Annotated in this window: 22 protein-coding genes; 19 read left to right on the top strand and 3 right to left on the bottom strand. The window is 33.2% G+C overall.

Annotation, left to right across the window (positions count from 1 at the left end):
• The first annotated feature begins 188 nt into the window (after nt 1-188).
• From IJI93_RS08355 to IJI93_RS08435, 17 genes are read left to right on the top strand one after another with little or no spacing between them, the layout of a single operon-like run.
• Complete coding sequence (locus IJI93_RS08355) at nt 189-503, top strand: monovalent cation/H+ antiporter subunit E (protein ID WP_292822091.1); 315 nt, start codon at nt 189-191, stop codon at nt 501-503.
• A gap of 47 nt (nt 504-550) precedes the next feature.
• Nucleotides 551-817, top strand: coding sequence for a hypothetical protein (locus IJI93_RS08360; protein WP_292822093.1), 267 nt, complete (start codon nt 551-553; stop codon nt 815-817).
• Nucleotides 814-1,236, top strand: a complete 423-nt coding sequence (locus tag IJI93_RS08365; protein ID WP_292822095.1) for a cation:proton antiporter — start codon at nt 814-816, stop codon at nt 1,234-1,236. The genes IJI93_RS08360 and IJI93_RS08365 overlap by 4 nt, the downstream gene beginning before the upstream one ends.
• Nucleotides 1,229-1,471, top strand: coding sequence for a DUF4040 domain-containing protein (locus IJI93_RS08370; protein ID WP_292822134.1), 243 nt, complete (start codon nt 1,229-1,231; stop codon nt 1,469-1,471). The genes IJI93_RS08365 and IJI93_RS08370 overlap by 8 nt, the downstream gene beginning before the upstream one ends.
• Nucleotides 1,471-1,857, top strand: a complete 387-nt coding sequence (locus IJI93_RS08375; RefSeq protein ID WP_292822097.1) for a cation:proton antiporter subunit C — start codon at nt 1,471-1,473, stop codon at nt 1,855-1,857. Before IJI93_RS08370 ends, IJI93_RS08375 begins: the two co-directional genes overlap by 1 nt.
• On the top strand, nt 1,850-3,304 hold the full coding sequence (gene ehbF, locus IJI93_RS08380; RefSeq protein WP_292822099.1) for an energy conserving hydrogenase EhbF: 1,455 nt from the start codon (nt 1,850-1,852) through the stop codon (nt 3,302-3,304). Before IJI93_RS08375 ends, ehbF begins: the two co-directional genes overlap by 8 nt.
• Complete coding sequence (locus IJI93_RS08385; RefSeq protein WP_292822101.1) at nt 3,301-3,636, top strand: hydrogenase; 336 nt, start codon at nt 3,301-3,303, stop codon at nt 3,634-3,636. Before ehbF ends, IJI93_RS08385 begins: the two co-directional genes overlap by 4 nt.
• Nucleotides 3,629-3,910, top strand: a complete 282-nt coding sequence (locus IJI93_RS08390) for a hydrogen gas-evolving membrane-bound hydrogenase subunit E (protein ID WP_292822103.1) — start codon at nt 3,629-3,631, stop codon at nt 3,908-3,910. The genes IJI93_RS08385 and IJI93_RS08390 overlap by 8 nt, the downstream gene beginning before the upstream one ends.
• Nucleotides 3,907-4,383, top strand: coding sequence for an MnhB domain-containing protein (locus IJI93_RS08395; protein ID WP_292822106.1), 477 nt, complete (start codon nt 3,907-3,909; stop codon nt 4,381-4,383). The genes IJI93_RS08390 and IJI93_RS08395 overlap by 4 nt, the downstream gene beginning before the upstream one ends.
• Nucleotides 4,380-4,631: an energy-converting hydrogenase B subunit J gene (locus tag IJI93_RS08400; protein ID WP_292822108.1), complete on the top strand. Its 252-nt coding sequence runs from the start codon at nt 4,380-4,382 to the stop codon at nt 4,629-4,631. Before IJI93_RS08395 ends, IJI93_RS08400 begins: the two co-directional genes overlap by 4 nt.
• Nucleotides 4,632-4,643: 12 nt before the next feature.
• The gene (locus tag IJI93_RS08405) at nt 4,644-6,050 is read left to right on the top strand and encodes a 4Fe-4S binding protein (RefSeq protein WP_292822110.1); all 1,407 of its coding nucleotides are present in this window, start codon (nt 4,644-4,646) and stop codon (nt 6,048-6,050) included.
• The gene (locus IJI93_RS08410) at nt 6,051-6,542 is read left to right on the top strand and encodes a 4Fe-4S binding protein (RefSeq protein ID WP_292822112.1); all 492 of its coding nucleotides are present in this window, start codon (nt 6,051-6,053) and stop codon (nt 6,540-6,542) included.
• Nucleotides 6,543-6,989, top strand: a complete 447-nt coding sequence (locus IJI93_RS08415) for an NADH-quinone oxidoreductase subunit B family protein (protein WP_292822114.1) — start codon at nt 6,543-6,545, stop codon at nt 6,987-6,989.
• A 12-nt stretch (nt 6,990-7,001) separates the two neighbouring features.
• The gene (locus tag IJI93_RS08420) at nt 7,002-8,129 is read left to right on the top strand and encodes a nickel-dependent hydrogenase large subunit (RefSeq protein ID WP_292822116.1); all 1,128 of its coding nucleotides are present in this window, start codon (nt 7,002-7,004) and stop codon (nt 8,127-8,129) included.
• Between the two features lie 3 nt (nt 8,130-8,132).
• Nucleotides 8,133-9,131 carry a respiratory chain complex I subunit 1 family protein gene (locus tag IJI93_RS08425; protein ID WP_292822118.1) on the top strand — a complete coding sequence of 333 codons (999 nt, stop codon included), beginning with the start codon at nt 8,133-8,135 and terminating at the stop codon, nt 9,129-9,131.
• 10 nt (nt 9,132-9,141) lie between these two features.
• Nucleotides 9,142-9,405: an energy-converting hydrogenase B subunit P gene (locus IJI93_RS08430; RefSeq protein ID WP_292822120.1), complete on the top strand. Its 264-nt coding sequence runs from the start codon at nt 9,142-9,144 to the stop codon at nt 9,403-9,405.
• The gene (locus IJI93_RS08435) at nt 9,398-10,057 is read left to right on the top strand and encodes a DUF5612 domain-containing protein (protein WP_292822122.1); all 660 of its coding nucleotides are present in this window, start codon (nt 9,398-9,400) and stop codon (nt 10,055-10,057) included. The genes IJI93_RS08430 and IJI93_RS08435 overlap by 8 nt, the downstream gene beginning before the upstream one ends.
• Before the next feature lie 52 nt (nt 10,058-10,109).
• Here IJI93_RS08435 and cas4 read toward each other — a convergent pair whose 3' ends face one another.
• The 3 genes from cas4 to IJI93_RS08450 form a co-directional block, all read right to left on the bottom strand.
• On the bottom strand, nt 10,110-10,904 hold the full coding sequence (gene cas4 / locus IJI93_RS08440; protein WP_292822123.1) for a CRISPR-associated protein Cas4: 795 nt from the start codon (nt 10,902-10,904) through the stop codon (nt 10,110-10,112).
• Between the two features lie 138 nt (nt 10,905-11,042).
• Nucleotides 11,043-12,518 carry a sodium-dependent transporter gene (locus IJI93_RS08445; protein WP_292822124.1) on the bottom strand — a complete coding sequence of 492 codons (1,476 nt, stop codon included), beginning with the start codon at nt 12,516-12,518 and terminating at the stop codon, nt 11,043-11,045.
• Nucleotides 12,519-12,575: 57 nt separating this feature from the next.
• A complete protein-coding gene (locus tag IJI93_RS08450; RefSeq protein WP_292822126.1) occupies nt 12,576-13,649 on the bottom strand; it encodes a DNA polymerase subunit beta in 1,074 nt (357 codons plus the stop codon).
• A gap of 170 nt (nt 13,650-13,819) precedes the next feature.
• On the opposite strand from IJI93_RS08450, the gene IJI93_RS08455 reads away from it, so the two are divergent.
• Together IJI93_RS08455 and IJI93_RS08460 are read left to right on the top strand one after the other, a co-directional pair.
• A complete protein-coding gene (locus tag IJI93_RS08455) occupies nt 13,820-14,413 on the top strand; it encodes a DUF366 family protein (RefSeq protein ID WP_292822128.1) in 594 nt (197 codons plus the stop codon).
• A partial coding sequence (locus IJI93_RS08460) for a 6-pyruvoyl tetrahydropterin synthase family protein (protein ID WP_292822130.1) occupies nt 14,410-14,739 on the top strand: 330 nt, incomplete at its 3' end. The genes IJI93_RS08455 and IJI93_RS08460, both read left to right, overlap by 4 nt.

The following is a 14,739-nucleotide window of genomic DNA, read 5'->3' on the forward strand; positions in this document are numbered from 1 at the left end:
TTTCTTAATTTTATAATTTGTTTGTTTTCATGCAATTTTTAAGTAAATTTTGTAATTATTTATCTAAATTTTTCTATCATTTTTTTAAAAAGCATACATTTATAATAAATAATCATGATAAATAATAATATTATTATTTAATGTCAATTTTTGGCAAATTAATTATAAAATGAAATGGAGCTTGTTTAATGTTTTTGACTAGAATTGGTTATGGAATTATTTATTTCTTAGACCTTATTTATGAAATCATTAAATCAACAATAGATGTTGCGTTTAATGGAATTATGAGGGGAAATATTGATCCTATAATTGTTGAAGTTGAAACAGTTTTAGAGAGACCTGTTTCTCAGACAATTTTAGCAAATAGTATTTCTTTAACTCCTGGTACTTTGTCTGTTGATTTGGACAGTGAAAATAACATTATCAAAGTAGCTGCTATTTCTCCAAGAAGTAAAGAGGATATTATTCCTTTTGAACCGTATATAAAGAAAATGTTAGAATAATTTCACGTTAATTACATTTTCTCATTAAAATAATCGAGTGAGATAGTATGGATATATTGTTTATTTCAAAATATATGGTGGTTATTGCATTAATTATAGTGATGTTGGCCGCTTTAAGAGCAAGTGCATATAAATCCACATCCATGGGGCTTCTGGGAAGTTCTTTAATCGTAAATGCCTTTGCAGTAGTCTTGCTAATTGGTGGTGATTTATATAATCTTGGATTCTTTAGGGATATATCATTAGCTTTAATATTCTTTGGTTTTGTAGGCACTATTGCTTTTGCTGTTGTTTTGGGAGGTGAAGACAAATGATAGAGTATATTCAATCAATCCTTCTTATTATTTCAGCATTTTTAATGATAGTTTCTGCAATAGGTCTTATTAGTTTAGGTAAGGATACCAAGAATATCGTTTATGCAAGAATCCATATTGTAGGTATTTTTGATGTTGCATGTATTATTGCTATGATTGGAATCGGGCAATTCTTATTGGCCGGAATTTACTTTATTCTTGCACCATTTATAGCCCATGCAATAGCTAATGCTTATTGGAAAAAAGAAGATAGAGAAAATAATTTAGATTTACAGAATGTTGAAGAAGTTGTAGATGAAAATAATCCTTTCATCCATCCTAAAGAAAAGATGCAAGCTTTAGAAAGTGAAAATTCAGAAAAATTAAAAGCTGATGAAAGGTTTTCAGTTACTACACTAGAAATTGATGAGGTTGATTAAGATGTTGGAATTTGTATTGATGATAATAATTGTTGTAAGTGCAATTCTCGCTCTTATTCAAAAAGACTTATTAAAAGCGGCAATTATAACAGGATTTTCCGGTGCAGCTTTGGCAGTTCTTTTCCAAGTATTGCTGGCGCCGGATGTTGCTTTAACTCAAGCCATTGTTGGCGCGGCAATCGTTCCTGTGTTTATTGCATTGGCTGTTAAGAAAACTCAAAGGGAGGATAGCTAATGGCATACGTTCAACTTGCGATATTATTGACATCAGTTGCTTTGGTTGTTATTGGTGTTTACTCAGCAATTTTTATTGATAATATCATAAAAAAGATTATTGGTATTAGTTTCATTGAAGAAGGTGCTAACCTGTTCATTGTGGCCATTGGTTATAAGGAAGGTGGAGTTGTACCTATTTTAATGCCGGGTATGGATACTTCATTCTTTGCTTCAAATGCGGCTTATCCACTTCCTTTCGGATTAGTACTTACCAGTATTGTAATTGGTGCAAGTACTTTAGCGGTCATGCTTGCATTAGTGATGGTACTTTATAGAAGATATGGCACTTTATCCACTAAGGTAATGTTAGCTGACACATCAAAACAGGAGGAATACAATGAATGAATTAATTCCACTTATGGTTATTGTTCCTATGATGGCTGCATTGCTCATTAGTGCATTTTCAAAGTTTAATAAAGTTTCAAAGATTTTGGCATTTGTTGTTGCAATTTGTCTGCCAATCATTCCATTGCTTTCAAATTATGGTCTTCATTACTTTGGCGGATATGAGCCTATGTTGGACAATGTCACAAGCACAATGTTCCATCCGGCCATTACATATTCATTCACATTTTTGCAACAGATATTCATAGCGATGATCGGTCTTTTAACATTTTTAGTTATTTTCATTTATCTAACTAAATATAAGAAAGTTTCAGGACCTTATCTGTTCTTATTGTTTATGGGTACCGCTGCAGTTACTGCAATGATGTTGACAGATGACATTTTCCATATGTTTGTATTCTTTGAAATATTGGCTCTTGCACAAGTAGGTATTGTTGCGGCTTCATCAATAGATTACAGTTATGAGATGGCTTTAAAATATATGATTTTAGGGTCAATCGGATCTCCTATAATGCTTTTGGGAATTGGATTCCTACTTGCGATAACTGGTAGTGTAAATGTTACAGATATTGCAGCTGCTGTTCATAGTGGTTTGGTTGATATTACTTCTCCAGTATTTTTAATTTCACTCGGATTAATATTCTTTGGCTGGTTATATGCCTCCGGTTTACCACCGTTCCATACTATAAAATCTGGAATTTATTCAAAAGCAGAACCTCACGGAGCAGCGTTACTTCAATCATTTACAGTTATTTCAATGATTTCAATTGTTATTGTAATGTTTAGAATTTATTCAACTTTACCGATATTTGAAGTTCTCGTAGTTTTCTTCTCTATCTTGGCTATGATATTGGGCGTCTCTCTTGCACTTACCCAAACAGACTTCAGAAGAATGATTGGATTTTTAGCTGTTGGTGAGTTAGGTTTCATTGGTTTGGGTATTGGTCTTGGAACTCAGTATGCAATAACAGCAGGACTGTTCCAGGCATTAAATGAAATCATTATTACAGCATTATTGTTCATAGGATTTGGCGCAATTGTAGATGCAACAGATGAAGTGGATACCCGTAAATTGGGAGGGCTTTTCGCATACCATCCGAAAGTTAGTTTAATGCTTTTAATTGGAGGTTTGGCAATGGCAGGTGTTCCTCCATTAAGCGGTTTCCAATCAAAATTAATGCTTGTTCAAGCATCATTAAGTTGCGGATATCCGGAGTTGTCTATTTTGGCCATAATGGTTAGTATAGCTACATTTGTGGTATTTGTAAAAACATTCTATGCAATGTTTTTAAGACCAAAACCAAATGATTTGGAAGTTGGAGGAAAAGAGATTCCTCGTGCAATGATTTTTGCAATGGGAATATTATTAATAATCATTATTGTGTTAGGTTTATTCCCTGATGCGGTTACAAGCGGAATTTCTAACTTTGTAGGAGGGATATTATGAAATTGTATGATCAGATATTTGATGTTGTAAAACAATTCAGGAAATTGTTTTCACCGGGTCCAGTAACAAATGCAGATGTTTCCGGTAGTATCACTGCTGAAATATTTATAATTGTTTCATTAGTCCTTTCAACATTATTGTTGCGTCATATAAGTGTTTTGCTTGCAGGTTTAGTTGCATTGATTGTGGGCTTTGTGTTAATCTTTAATATTCCACTTATTCCGAAGTTTAAAATGGAACAAGAGGATTCTCTTGAAAAGATGTTGTTTTATGCTGTGGTAACACTTGTGATTATTGTTACAGTATTGTATTGGGGTGGTAACTTTGTCTAGTAAAACTTCACTTCGTAATTTAATTGCAGCAGTTTTTGCAGCAGTATTTTCTGTTACATTATTTGATGCAGTATTCCATTTAAGTAACATGATAAATCCTGGTGTAAGTAATATTTATAATGCTTTAGGAACTCAAATAGCTCCAAACTTAGTTACTGTAGTTATTTTTGATTTCAGAGCGTATGATACATTAGGAGAATCAATTATACTGTTATCCGCCGGTTTAGTTGTATTGCTTATATTCGGTAGAGGATTATTGGGGGATAAACGATGAGTCAAGGTAGTGTGATTTTAAAAATTATATCTTTGCCAATATCAATCATATTGATTTGTTTAGGTATAATGACTATTCTTGGAGGCCATATCACTCCTGGTGGAGGTTTCCAAGGTGGTGCAATGATAGCTAGTGGAATCATTTTATCTATTCTTGTTTATGGCTTAGGTAATTCTCCATTAGAGTTCTCTCATGCATATATTGAAGTTCTTGAATCTGTTGGTGCATTAGGTTTCATTATCTTTGGTTTAATAGGATTATTTGTAGGAGGATTTTTCTTGTATAATGTTGGTGCGGACATATTGAATATAGTTCCTGCATCAATTCAAAGTATCTTACATTATCCGGATGTCACTAATGCGGGTATTATCCCATACCTCAATATATTCGTGGGTTTAAAAGTATTTGTAGGGTTATCCTCAATTGTTATAGCATTTGCAGGATTTAAGAAAATTGTAGAGGAGAGCGAATGATGTTAAGTTTAGGACCAATTATATTCGGATTGATATTGGGTGTGATTATAGGATCTCAAATCAAGCTCAATATTGGTGATGCAAAGTTCACTTTGGCATCATTTGTAATAATATTTATTGCAGGACTAATTGTGGCATGGCAATCAGGTAATTATCCATTTTATAATGATTTACCTATATCAACTGCATTCGTGTCTGCTTTAATAGGAATTTTTGTAGGTAAACTACTATTTGCAAGGAGTAAATAAGGAGTTTTTATAATGTTTTTATCGACTAATACATGTGATGGAAAAAGGGAGTGTATTAAACAGTGTCCTACAAAAGCTATTAGATTAATCAACGGCAGAGCTTTTAGTTGTCTTACATGCGGAATATGTTATAAAAACTGTCCAAATGGAGCAATATTTATTAATAGCTACGGAGGATATGTTGTAGACCGAGCCAAATGTAATGGCTGTGGAATGTGTATGTACAATTGTCCTACTGACAATATTACTATTGAAGATGGGATTGTATATGGATTGTGTTCACGTTGTGGAGTATGTGAAGAAGTTTGTCCAAATCGTGTTGATGGATATGAGCTTGAAAAAGACAAGCAACTTACATTAATAAATTCATTAAAAATATTGTATCCTCCATTGGATAATGTTCCTCATAAAGTTGAAAGTAAAACAAAAGAGGTCACACGAACTTATGTCGGAACAGACATAGAAAAATGTATTTTGTGTGGAAGATGTCAGGAATATTGTCCTACTGGAGCAATTCATGTATCTATTGACAGGGATGATGGAATCTGCAGAGAATGTAGATTATGTAGTGATGTTTGTCCTAATGAATCAATGAATAAACGTCAAATCGTTAACAAAACATCATGTACACTATGTCTCAATTGTATGAAATCATGTCCTAACAATGCAATTTCTGTTGACGGGTTTGAAATCATTGTAAATAAGTTGAATCAAAAGCCAAATGGTTCAATTATCTCCTGTCTAAATTGTGGATTGTGCGCTGATTTGTGTGAAAATGAATCGCTTAAAAATGTTGAGGGCAAGTTAAGATATGATCCTAGTGCTGATGGGGAAAATACAACCCATGAGATAGCTATTGCTTCATGTCCAATTAATACATTAACTGAAGACGAGGAAATGTTCATTTATGATGAGTTTACAGATGAAGAACTTCCTACATTATCTGGGTTCTGTGTATCCTGTGGAAAATGTGTTCAAGTTTGTGATGAGACTGGAGCCCGCCAATTCATGACTCATTCATGGGACGGCTCTGTTAGTGATGATTGTATCTCATGCGGAATATGTGTAGAAGTATGTCAAGAACAGGCAATAACTCTTCACAGAGGAACAATTTCCGTTAACTTAGATGAATGTATATTATGTGAAAACTGTGCTGTCCATTGTCCGGTTGACGCCATTCCAAAATCTACTCTGTATAAAAATGAAATTAGTGATGGATTTAATTTCATTGAGCAAAAATTATGTATGCATTGTGGGTTATGTCATAAAATTTGTTCATATGACGCAATTGATGAAGTTGACGGTCAATTTATTGTTAATGAGGAAAAATGTACCTATTGTGGTGCATGTAAAAATGCATGTCCTGCAAAGGCATTTTTATTCGAAAGAAATTTTAAAGATTCAATAGAGGGTATTTAAATGAGCAGTATACTTAGAGTAGCTTTAGAAGGAGCATTTACTAACTTTAAAAGAATCTTTTTTGCAGCTGATAGAGTCACTGATATGGAGTTAAGAAGACAAATTTCAACACTTTCAGTAGAAGTGGATGACAGGGTAGATGAATCCGCTTGTATTGGTTGTGCTGGCTGTTCTAATGTGTGTCCAACAGGTGCAATTGAGATGAAAAATTTAACAATTCCTGTTAAGTTAACTGATAATTGGATAAAAAGTGAAGTACCTGAAATTAATCTTGAAAAATGTGTTGTATGCTATTACTGTCATGATTTCTGCCCAATATTTTCACTTTATGGGCAGAAGGGAGCAGTACATCCGGGTTGTGTTGGTGACCAGGAGGTCAATATTTCAGATTGCCTTGAACAACCATTTAAAATTTCTGATGAAAAGCTTAAAGTTATTTCACAATACTTATCTGATAAAACAGTATTGAAAAATAGAGAGGATGGTGATTAGATGGGAATTAAATCATTTTCAAGAGCAAGAGCAATACATGTGATGCTGGTTTATACCGGCGGATGCAATGGATGCGATATTGAAATTGTTAATTCAATTTTATCACCTCGTTTTGATGCTGAACAATATAAGGTATTCTTAACTTGGAATCCTCGTGAAGCTGATGTGCTTGTTGTTACAGGTCCTGTAACTCACTTAAACAGAAAGCCATTGGAAGCAATTTACGAAGCTATTCCTAATCCTAAATTGGTTGTAGCGGCAGGAAGTTGCGCATTGATGGGTGGTGTTTATAAAAACTGTTATGGTGACATTCCATCTGAGGAAATTGAAGGACCAGTCGAAAATATTATACCGGTAAATGCAAAAGTTCCAGGATGTGCCGTAAGGCCTCAAGATGTTTTAGCTGGAGTTGTATCACTTTTACCTACATTATTGGATGCGGATTGAAGAGGTGATTAAATGGATGAAAAAGTACCAAGAAGCAATATTATTGAAACGGAAATTCCAATGGGTACAGTTCACCCTGCTGCATTGGAACCATATAGAGTTAGGTTTTTTGTTGAAGATGAAATAGTTCAAGAAGCCGAAATAACTATTGGTGTTAACCATAGGGGTATAGAAAGGATTATGGAAGGTCTTCCAGTTGAAAAAGCTAATGCACTTACTGAAAAAATTTGTGGAATTTGTTCTAATTCACATATATGGAATTCTTGCAGAACCGCGGAAATTGGATTAGGTATTGAAATTCCTGAGAGGGCTGAATATATTCGTGTGATAATGGGTGAACTTGAACGTTTGCATTCACACTTCTTGTATTTGGCGCATGGTTGTGAAGTGTTGTCTCATGAAACTTTTTCAATGAGGATATTTTACTTAAGGGAAATTGTCATGGAACTGCTTGCAATGATTGGTGGAAACAGAGTCCAATACGGTTGTTCTGTTTTAGGTGGAGTAAGGCCTAGATGTGATTTGGATGAAGCTAAGATAGAAAGGCTTAGGAAAGATATGGATGCAGTTGAAGAAGGACTTACTGGATTCGTTGAAAGATTTTTAGCAGATTCCATATTATTGTCAAGGGTCACAGGCATTGGTGTGCTTCCTCAAAAGCAGGCTATTGAGCTGGCTGTCACTGGTCCGTCTCTTAGGGCTACTGGTGTTGCAAGAGATTTAAGGACAACCATGTTTGAGTATGACAATTTTGATTTTAATGTTATCACCCAACAGGATGGTGACGTCAAATCAAATTTAGTTATGAGGGCATTGGAATCATTTGAGTCAATTAAAATTATCAGACAAGCAATTGCAAACATTCCTGAAGGTAAAGTAATAAATAGGGATTGGGAAATGTTTGACACAGATTTAATTGAAAGTTATATTGAAGTTCCAAGAGGAACTTTATATCATTCATATGCACTTGAAAGTGGAAGAGTAAGGCACTGTGTTATAAGAACTCCATCTATGGCAAATATTGGCGCAATGCAATATGCATGTATTGGAGATCAGATTACAGATGCTCAATTATGTATTGTACAATGTGATCCATGTTTCACTTGTACTGACAGGGCAATTGAAATAATTAGGAGATAAATCATGTCAGCTAATACTATTATAGTTTCAATTTTTGCAGTATTTCTTACATTGCTTGTTTGTTTTATTATTTCAACATTGCTTCCGGGAATTGAGAGAAAATATATTCATGCAAGAATTCAACAGAGAATCGGACCTCCTGTAACTTCTCCAGGAATTATGGCTCCGTTAAAATTCATGTTTAAGGAAAATGTTGAAATTTCGTCTCCTGTTCCAAAATTATACAAAGCTTTACCAATAATCTGTTTTATTGTGGTTTTATGCATACTTATTGCATTAACACCTCAAGCTTATCAAATTCCTGCATTAGCAAGTTTGGTGGCTATTGTCGGATTTTTAAAATTGGAAGAAATCTGTTATGTTTTGATGGGGGCATTATCCAAATCAGTCATGTCTGTTAGAATGCCGTTCCCTGATTTGACTAGAGGGGCTGCTCACTTAAATGCTACAAGGTCATTTGTTGAAGATATAAGTGCAAGAAGATCTTTAAGAATGATTACATATGGTTCATTCCCACTATACTTGGCATTGTTTGCTCCGGTAACTGCTGCAAGAAGTATTTTCCTTCAAGATATTGTAGCTTATCAACATGTTCATGGTCCATTCTTGTTTACTGTAGCGGGAGGAATTGCAGCTATTGTATTCTTCATAGGTTACATGATTATATTAAATGAATATCCATTTTCAATAATCAAAGCAAAATCTGATGTTATTGAAGGCCCATACATGGAATACGCTGCAAAATATCGTGCCGTTGTTTACTTGACAAGAGGATTTTTCATGTTTGTACTTGGTGCAATCTTTTCAGTATTGTTTATTGGAATCCCGCCAAACATATTGTCATTAGGAATTTTAGTCAATATTGCAGTTGCATTAATATTCGTATTTATGATGGGCATATTATCTGCATTTAGCCCTGTATTTACAAATAGGCAATTGTTACCTACAATTTTAGGTACAACATTGCTTGGTGTACTATCTATTATACTTGGATTATTATGAGGTGATTATTTTGAAATTTGTTATGAGGCCATATCATATGGTAAGTCTTGGAGGATACATTGTTGAATGGGATTTTCCTTACAGAAATCTTATAGTTGTAAATAAAACCTCTGAACCAATCAAAATCGAAATACCAGTCTTTCATGAAGAATGGATTGTTGAACATAAAAAATTAGGTCTTGATGTAATTCCAGTTACTAAGGATGATAATTATTTAAGCATGTGGAAAAGGGCACATGCAGAATTAGATAAAATTAGGCCAAAAAATGAGTGATTATACATTAACCATTAAATCAGATGAAAAGAAAGGCGTATTGGATGATATTACTGATGTCATCACCAATCATGGTGCCAATATCAGTTATGTTCATCTTTTCGTCGAAAAAAATAACATGGGTTCCATTAATTTGGAACTTGAGCATGTTGCGGATATTGATGATTTAATTGATGATTTAAACAATATCGATGAAGTAAAATCAGTTGAATTGCACGGTTCTCAATCTGACATATGGGGAAAGCGTATAATCATTGTTGGTGGTGGAGCACAAGTGTCACAAGTGGCTACAGGTGCTATTATTGAAGCTGATAGACATAATATACGTGGTGAACGGATCAGTGTTGATACAATCCCATTAGTAGGTGAAAAAAATTTATCTGAAGCTATTGAAGCAATTTCCAGATTGCCTCGTGTAAACGTGCTGGTTTTGGCCGGTTCATTAATGGGAGGAAAAATTACACAAGCAGTTAAGAAAGTAAAAGAAGAAAAAGATTTAATTGTTATTTCTCTTAATATGCCAGGTAGTGTAACTGATTATGCTGATTTGATTATTACCGATCCGATTCAAGCCGGTGTTTTGGCAGTAATGTCTATAGCGGATACTGCAGTTTTTGATATTAATCGTCTTGGAGACAAAATCAAGTATTAATATTCATGTTTATGGACATATAGGGGAGTTATTTTATAACTCCCTTTAAATTTTAATTTTTAATACACATTTCTTTATATTTGCAATTTTTACATTTTTTAGAATTTATTTTAACATTTGGAAGTTTATTATTTTCAGTTATTTCTTTAACTTCTCTCATTACTTCGAATAATCCTTTTCGCAAATTCACGTCCATTATTATAGGTCTTTTTTCAGCAATTTTTTCATAGTATATGAAGCCTACAAATACTTCCGTGTCAAATTCCTCTTCAACCAAAATTGCATGTGCCACTAGTTCGATTGCATCTTGGTCCCAAACTCCTTTTAATGGAGGATTTGAACTCTTGATTGATACTGGATAATATTTCCCATCAATTATTTCTATTTTATCACAGATTCCAATTAATTCAAGTTGTGAATCTTTCAGTAAGTAGGAATACATGCAATTAGGAAAAAACATATCTGTAATCGCAAATGCATCTTTTTCAAGTATGTTCATTGCTTGTTTTACTCTTAATGCAGTTATTTTAATATTGAAATATGTATTGTCGATTATCTCATTAATTTGTGAGGATTCCAAATTTAATTCCATGCTTCTAATGGCATTGGTGCTGCTTTCAATGAAAATATTGATGTTTTCGGATAACTCATTTTCAATTTCCGTAATTGTCATTTCTTTTCTGATTTTTCGCATATTCTTATTAATTAAATCCTGAATATCAATTTTAAGCTTTTTAATTTCAATAGCTAGTTGATAATCATTATTTTCCTCAGTATCGACATGTGTTTGAATATATAGTTTCATGGGACAGAACATGTGTGTTTTTATTGAAGATATGTTTATCATATAATAACCTCTAAAATTGTGTAATATTACTTTAAAATTAATAATATAAATATTTAGAAGTTATAAGGAGCATAAATATTTTCAATTAAAATAAAAAAAGTGAATAGCTAGTAATTTAGCTATTTTAAGTCAATTTTATCAGTCATAATAATTTTCATTTACAGCAGGTAATTTTGCAAAAATGAATGGGATTATTATTAACAATACTGTTAATATTATTTCGATAGTGATGCTGAATCCGTCTGCTGCTTTAAATGTGTAGTATATTCCTTGAGCCCAAAGGAAAAAAATACATAACGGTAAAATAAATTTAATAATGATTTTCCAAATTTTTCCTACTTTGAGTGTTGAGTTTTTATTTAATGTTTCAGCTAAATAATCAAATTTGTAAATCCAACCGAATATTATGCATTCAAGGAGTATTGCAAATAATAATGCGAAACTATTCAGATATGTGTCGAATACTCCTAAAATTGCACTTCCTGCACCGGTTGCAAATAATGTGGATATTAAAAATCCTATAATGCATACCACTGTAGCAGTCTTTTTACGTTCAATAAGGAATTTTTCTGAAATAGAATAACAAACGCCTTCAAGAAGTGCAATGACTGATGTAATTCCTGCAAACAATATGCATAAGAAGAATAAGGGGCCAACGATATAAGCTGCATCGCCCATTATATTAAATACTTGTGGGAATACCACAAATGCAAGTCCTGTTCCTTCAGTTACAATTTCATTAAATGGGATTCCGCTTGTTAATGCCATGAATCCTAAAATCGAAAATATTCCGATGGAGTTAAATACTTCAAAACCGGAATTTGAGAAAGCAACAATTAAAGCATTGTCCACTAATTTGGATCCTTCGGGCAGGTAACTTGCATAAGTCATAGCAATTGCCATTCCTAAACTAAGTGAAAATACTATTTGTCCAAAAGCTGATAGCCAAACTTCTGGATTTGCTAATGCGCTCCAATCAGGAGTAAAAATCTGTGTATATCCAATTGATGCTCCTGGCAATGTTAAAGAGAATGCAACAATGCCCACTACAATTAAACAAAGTAGGGGCAATAGGATTTTACTCACACGTCCAATTCCATCATTCAAATCTCTTTTAATAATGAACCATGCCATAAACCAAATGGCGAATACGGAGACAAATACTATTGGCACAATTGTAAATAAGCCAGAAATGGAATCTGTTGAGTGCAATACATTATTTGTAAAATATAAATCAGGATTTGCACCCCAAGCTTTTGTAATGCTTAGAAATACATAAATCAAATCCCATCCAACAACACATGCATAATATGTTGTAATTAAAAATACAGTTAACAAAATGAACCATGCGACAGGTTCCAATCGGTTACTGATGGAATATAATATTCTTGCCAATGACTTTTTGAATTTAAATCCAACTGCATATTCAATTAAAACAAATGAAATTCCAAGCAGGAATAAAGAAACAATATATGGGATCATAAATGATCCTCCACCGTTGGAATATAAAACATTCGGGAAACGCCAAATATTTCCAAGTCCGACAGCCGAACCAATCATCGCCATCATAAACGCGAAGTTACTGTTCCATTCTGATTTTTCTTGTTCGCCCATTGTATCACATTAATTTAATGATATAATTCGTTACATTCCTTAAAATATAATTCAATCCTATGCAGGACTTTCTTTAAGTTTCAGATACTCATCAATAGCTTCACGAGTAGTTCCAACAACTAAACGGTAATGTGAGTCTTCACCATTAACAATAACTTTTTCTACTTTTCCTTTAGCTATTACATGTTCGCCGTCAATTACTTCGCCGGCATAGGTGTGTGTAAATGAAACCACTTCAGTCAAATCGAATTCAACACCATCAAGGATTTTAACATTTTCAATTGTATAAAGTGAAGGATTATCGAATGCACCAAGTGCGCTTACAATATCCGCTTCAATTTGTGCAATTCCTTGAGGTTCATATACAGTGTCTCCCCAAACACCAGAGATTTCATCATAATCCTTTGTAGCCAAAATGTCAAATAAAGTTCCATTGATAGTTCCTCTATTCGCTTTTCTATTTTCATACCATCTAAATTCTTCTTTAGTTAAGCTTGCATCACTCATTCTTTTATTATACACGAAATCCCAATAATCATTTGTAATTCCTTGTACTGTGATATGTTTATCCACCTCTTCAATGTAGACTTCTTTGCCTCTATGTTCTTTGAATGCTTTAATTGCATTTCTGTGATTGTCAAGACCATAAACAACAAAATCCAAGTCACTTACATCATCTTTTTGAAGGCCAGGTAAAATGGAACCGGAAATGCCTAGATGGTCATAAGGAATATCTGCCATAAAGTGGAAAAAGTCAGCAACATCCATTAATTTTGCAATCAATTCCGGATTTTTAACTTCGCCGCCCGCTTCAAAAGTCTTTTTAAGACCATATAATCTGTCTTCAGGTTTTATAATCCTTTCAACTTTATCGAGTGGAACACCCATCATTTCGACATTTGTCACATCACAAAAATATAAATAATCTGGGTGATTTTCTCTTAGGTAAGCATAAGCTTCCTCAGACCCCACTTTCCTATATCGTTTCCCATCTTTTTCGCGGTCACCTTCAGGATCGGGAACATATCTTAAAAAAGATATTACTCTGTCTTCGGGATGAATGTAATTGGTTGATGCGAAGTATAAGTCATCGCTTGTGTAAATAAAATCTCTTGTTCTAACTTGTTTCATTTTTTTGGCTCCTTGATTAAATATTGTTTTTTTCATTAATTAATATTTTCAAGAATATATTTTGGTTAATATTTTTTTCATTTGGTTTAGTTTTGAAGCCTATTTTTAGTTTAGTTTATATAATTTGAAGTTAGTATATTTAATAGTATAATATAATTTAGGTTTTTATAATGACTATTACACATAAACATATTGATGAAATTTTTGAATATGATGGAAGTCAGATTAATCCATCTTGGGCTTTTCAAGAGTTTGGAATTTACGGATCCTCAATTATAACTTGGATAGGTCCGGTCAATATTACTCCAGACAATTTAAAGGATTTTGCAGATGTTGGCCTTGAAATAAAATCCAATTATATGGTCAATTTCATTTGTGAATTCTTTGACCAGCAACCTCCGAATATGAGGATTGCTTATTTAAGGCAAAGACTCTTAGTAATGATATTTAGAGAAATCTTAGCGGAACATGGTGTGACCACAAAAAGAGAAGGGGATGATATTTTTGTTTGCAATAGAAAATTATCCATTTCAATAGCTTCCATCTCTTTGAGTTCTTCCAAAATTCATTTCGCTTTTAATCTGGAGGATAAAGGAACTCCTGATGATGTCGAAACAATTGGATTGTATGATATTGAAGTTAATAATCGACAGATATTTAATGAAGATAATATACTGGATTTAATAAATGATATTGCAAGTAGATTTATAAATGAATTGGAAACAATTGAAAAGGACATAAGCAAAACAAAGGTGTTAGGATGAAAATTTTAGTTAATGGTATCCAATCAAATTTAAGATTCTCTTCTGCTCATGTAATTCCAGGTCATGAGTCCTGTGGTTTTATCCATGGACATTCTTACTTTGTGGATGTAGAAATTGAAGGTGAAAGGGCAGGGGAATTTGATTTTGTAGTTGACTTTAAAGATGTTAAAGGTTATACTAAGGCCATCTGTGATGAACTGGATCACAGATTATTAATTCCCGTTTACAATAACTTAATTGATTTTAAGGATTTTGACAAGGACAAGGATTCTATTTTTGATTTAAAAAATCAAAAATCAGTTTACTTTAAAATTGATGGTAAAGGG

The organism is Methanobrevibacter sp. (assembly GCF_017431965.1).
Lineage (GTDB): Archaea > Methanobacteriota > Methanobacteria > Methanobacteriales > Methanobacteriaceae > Methanocatella.

What these genes read in the sequence shown, in the direction of transcription:
- IJI93_RS08355 (WP_292822091.1), top strand. Translation starts at nt 189, where the DNA reads ATGTTTTTGACTAGAATTGGTTATGGAATTATTTATTTCTTAGACCTT.
- IJI93_RS08360 (WP_292822093.1), top strand. Translation starts at nt 551, where the DNA reads ATGGATATATTGTTTATTTCAAAATATATGGTGGTTATTGCATTAATT.
- IJI93_RS08365 (WP_292822095.1), top strand. Translation starts at nt 814, where the DNA reads ATGATAGAGTATATTCAATCAATCCTTCTTATTATTTCAGCATTTTTA.
- IJI93_RS08375 (WP_292822097.1), top strand. Translation starts at nt 1,471, where the DNA reads ATGGCATACGTTCAACTTGCGATATTATTGACATCAGTTGCTTTGGTT.
- ehbF (WP_292822099.1), top strand. Translation starts at nt 1,850, where the DNA reads ATGAATGAATTAATTCCACTTATGGTTATTGTTCCTATGATGGCTGCA.
- IJI93_RS08385 (WP_292822101.1), top strand. Translation starts at nt 3,301, where the DNA reads ATGAAATTGTATGATCAGATATTTGATGTTGTAAAACAATTCAGGAAA.
- IJI93_RS08395 (WP_292822106.1), top strand. Translation starts at nt 3,907, where the DNA reads ATGAGTCAAGGTAGTGTGATTTTAAAAATTATATCTTTGCCAATATCA.
- IJI93_RS08400 (WP_292822108.1), top strand. Translation starts at nt 4,380, where the DNA reads ATGATGTTAAGTTTAGGACCAATTATATTCGGATTGATATTGGGTGTG.
- IJI93_RS08405 (WP_292822110.1), top strand. Translation starts at nt 4,644, where the DNA reads ATGTTTTTATCGACTAATACATGTGATGGAAAAAGGGAGTGTATTAAA.
- IJI93_RS08410 (WP_292822112.1), top strand. Translation starts at nt 6,051, where the DNA reads ATGAGCAGTATACTTAGAGTAGCTTTAGAAGGAGCATTTACTAACTTT.
- IJI93_RS08415 (WP_292822114.1), top strand. Translation starts at nt 6,543, where the DNA reads ATGGGAATTAAATCATTTTCAAGAGCAAGAGCAATACATGTGATGCTG.
- IJI93_RS08420 (WP_292822116.1), top strand. Translation starts at nt 7,002, where the DNA reads ATGGATGAAAAAGTACCAAGAAGCAATATTATTGAAACGGAAATTCCA.
- IJI93_RS08425 (WP_292822118.1), top strand. Translation starts at nt 8,133, where the DNA reads ATGTCAGCTAATACTATTATAGTTTCAATTTTTGCAGTATTTCTTACA.
- IJI93_RS08435 (WP_292822122.1), top strand. Translation starts at nt 9,398, where the DNA reads ATGAGTGATTATACATTAACCATTAAATCAGATGAAAAGAAAGGCGTA.
- cas4 (WP_292822123.1), bottom strand. Translation starts at nt 10,904, where the DNA reads ATGATAAACATATCTTCAATAAAAACACACATGTTCTGTCCCATGAAA.
- IJI93_RS08445 (WP_292822124.1), bottom strand. Translation starts at nt 12,518, where the DNA reads ATGGGCGAACAAGAAAAATCAGAATGGAACAGTAACTTCGCGTTTATG.
- IJI93_RS08450 (WP_292822126.1), bottom strand. Translation starts at nt 13,649, where the DNA reads ATGAAACAAGTTAGAACAAGAGATTTTATTTACACAAGCGATGACTTA.
- IJI93_RS08455 (WP_292822128.1), top strand. Translation starts at nt 13,820, where the DNA reads ATGACTATTACACATAAACATATTGATGAAATTTTTGAATATGATGGA.